This window comes from Proteiniclasticum sediminis, from assembly GCF_018128025.1.
GTDB classification, from domain to species: Bacteria; Bacillota; Clostridia; order Clostridiales; family Clostridiaceae; genus Proteiniclasticum; species Proteiniclasticum sediminis.
Genome location: NZ_JAGSCS010000041.1, coordinates 1 through 2806 on the forward strand (window position 1 = coordinate 1; position 2806 = coordinate 2806).

The 2806-nt window shown below is 46.3% G+C and carries 3 protein-coding genes and 1 pseudogene; all 4 read right to left on the minus strand.

Annotation, left to right across the window (positions count from 1 at the left end):
- Window positions 1-181: 181 nt before the first annotated feature.
- Window positions 182-1048 (minus strand): annotated as a pseudogene (locus tag KCG48_RS15025) (DUF6544 family protein).
- 40 nt (window positions 1049-1088) lie between these two features.
- Window positions 1089-1553 (minus strand): MarR family winged helix-turn-helix transcriptional regulator, encoded by a 465-nt coding sequence (locus KCG48_RS14320; protein WP_230977163.1) that lies wholly within the window; start codon window positions 1551-1553, stop codon window positions 1089-1091.
- 212 nt (window positions 1554-1765) lie between these two features.
- The gene (locus tag KCG48_RS14325) at window positions 1766-2215 is read right to left on the minus strand and encodes a YhcH/YjgK/YiaL family protein (RefSeq protein ID WP_211802858.1); all 450 of its coding nucleotides are present in this window, start codon (window positions 2213-2215) and stop codon (window positions 1766-1768) included.
- A 210-nt stretch (window positions 2216-2425) separates the two neighbouring features.
- The coding region (locus KCG48_RS15100; RefSeq protein ID WP_211802859.1) for a UPF0236 family transposase-like protein at window positions 2426-2806 on the minus strand (381 nt) is incomplete at its 5' end.

A 2806-nucleotide genomic window follows, 5' to 3' on the forward strand; every position in this document is an offset into this window, starting at 1 on the left:
CATGGAAAAACCTCTCAAACCACTGATTTTAAATGGTTTGAGAGGTTTTTTACTCTTGCAAACTGTAAAAGTCGGGAAAAACTGACGGGTAACCTGCTTATCCATAACTTCCTCCAAAGGTCATTCCTGATCATCCCACATGCCTGCGATCAAAACCCCAGCGCGCATTCCGAAATATTCCCTATTTGTAGTAGGTGATGTCCATGTTGCTGGAGTCAAAATATACCACTTCCCTGTCGGGATAGACTTTAACCGCCTGCATAATCCTTGGAATCAGAAGCCCATTGGTTTCTTGGTAGTCTTTGTACTCCGCCCGCCAGCCGATGGGAGTCATCACCCCCTGAATCTCTTCCTCCTGTCGTTCGTCACTTTCAAAGCTTTGGAGAAGTCCATCCTCACCAAAGGCAAAGACTCCGGTTCCCTCGACGCCGTGGTAGGTCACCGTGGCCTCCACATGGGTGTTATTGATCTCCTTATAGGTGACATAGTCTGAAAGCAGGATCGATGGATTGATGCACGCCCCTTCCGCAAGCCAGGAGATCAATCCCGCTTTATACATTTGTGCGTTATGGGTGTCAAAAATCTCCACTGCTTTGCCCACCATGCCCTTCATGCCGCCCTCGTTATTGTCCTAGCAGTAGTCTATGCCGTCAAAGGGAACTCCACCCATGCTGGAGGTGATAAAGGCACTGCGGAAAGGTTCATCACTGAGAAGCCAAAGGTCATAATCCATGGTCAGAACCATATTCTTTTCGCTGTCAAACACGAACCGGGTGTTCGGAAAAACGATGTTCACGGCGTGGTGCTTTGGGCTGCCCACAAGCCCGATCTTCTCGCTGTACTCTTTCAGCGCTTGTGGAAGCGCATCGATTTCCTCCTGCCGGCAGACTTCATCGGCCGGCGTCACTTGACTAAGCCGCTCTTGCATTTCTTTGTCAAAGGTTGCTTTAAAGGGGGAGTAGGAAATATTCCAGTAGATCAAAAGAAATCCCACAAGTACGAAAATAACGCCTATGACAATCATCACGAGTCTTCTCCTCTTTTTCATGATTCAATCCCTCACTATTTCATCCATGACTATGGATTATTTACGCCTGATTCTCTGCGATTTTCATCATTCCGCCAAGATTCTGATCCATCTTCACCAAGGTCTTTAATGTGGTGATCAAATCCTCTTGGGAAAGCCCCTGAAACAACGTATCCATCATGTTGGCTGTCACATCCTGAAGTGCTGTGGCCAGCTCTTCAAACTTCCCTGTGGACACCAGCCGCTGTTTTCGCTTGTCATGGCTATCGGGAAGAATTTTTAGATATCCTGCTTTCTCCAATTGGTTTGCCATTCTTTTGATATTCTGATAGGAAGAACCATTGATCTCCGCCATTTCTTTGAGAGAGGGTGGTTGATCAAACATCCCCAAACTTATCATGAGAAAATGCTGCTTCATCGTCATGTCTGTAAAGAGTTTATCCCCAAAAGTTTGCAACCGATTGCTTACAGAAAATAGCATTCCATAAATGGCATATTTATCAGGAATTCCAGTTAAGTTCATCATTTTCTCCTTTTACATAACATGTTATGAGTTTAAGTTTATAACATGTTATGTTTTTTGTCAACAAAATCACAACTCTTCCCCTCCAAGACCTTCTTCTGTGTCAAAAAAAGATTCCCCCTTCGGGCAGACAGTATTGATTGCACTGTCTATCCAAAGGAGGAGTCTTCAACTTTCCACATCTATTGTAACCTCTGGGGGGTTCGCTCTAGTACCTACTCCACCGGAAGTTTTACCACAATTTTGGCAAAATGCTCGATCCCCTCAAGGGTTCGTACGGATTTATGGCCATCGGTGGGGAACACGGCATAGAACATCCCCGGGGTAATGAGCATCTGATGCTCTTCTTTTCCCTCATAAAATGCCACATCGTGGGCATCATGATAAGGCGTCACCAACGTGAGATCTTCCAGCTCATTCCACGAAAGAAGTTCACTCCCCTGAATGACAATCTGGATATCGATGAACTTGCGGTGCGCTTCGAAGATCCCCACATCCAGTGGCTTAGCTTCCCCTTTTTGGACCATGAAGTATCCGTTTCCGAAGGTGTAGTTGCCCACTTCCATCTGTTCCAGCTGGGGCTTCATGGCCTCCAGGGCCAGAGCCAGCTCCGGAAGAAGCATTTCGTACTTTTCAATGTTTTGGAGTTTGTCGATGATCATCATTATTCCTCACTTTCATGGATAGATTTCTGAGTTGCGAATTTCACGCCCGAATTGATCTCCTGAAGAATCATGGATTAGGGCTCTTGATATACCTCTTAAATAAGTCCAATTATACCATGGGGAACTTAGCCCTGACTATTCTCTTCCTTCGAACGATCGTGTCAACTTACTGTTGGTTGAAATTTGAGAGCATCTCCCCGTTGTTTACTTTTAGGCAGAACGAAGTGCCTTAAAGAATTTGTACATGGTGGTCCGTTTACCGATATCCAAGATTGTGATATTGGTCGAAAACCCTGCATAGCCCTGTTTTTTCTTCCGTAGGGTCTCCGAATCCAGCTTTATCGGCTGAATCGTCTCTAGCTTCTTTTCCTTGTTGGAATTGAGGAGTCCCCGAATAGAGCCTCCATTCCGGGTGTACACCCGGAGTTTGGCAATGTTTTCGGCCCCTAGTTTGCTCCAGGATAAGGGCCTGGAACTCAAGCGATGCGACAGTACATGGCTGACATGGCCTTCCGCACTGCATTCCACATAGCCTGGAAGGTGACGGTTCTGGATTTCCGCCCAGTTTCCCAGCAGATACGTCCGGCAGCT

Coding starts and splice junctions, on each gene's coding strand:
- KCG48_RS14320 (WP_230977163.1), bottom strand. CDS start 1,553: ATGATGAACTTAACTGGAATTCCTGATAAATATGCCATTTATGGAATG.
- KCG48_RS14325 (WP_211802858.1), bottom strand. CDS start 2,215: ATGATGATCATCGACAAACTCCAAAACATTGAAAAGTACGAAATGCTT.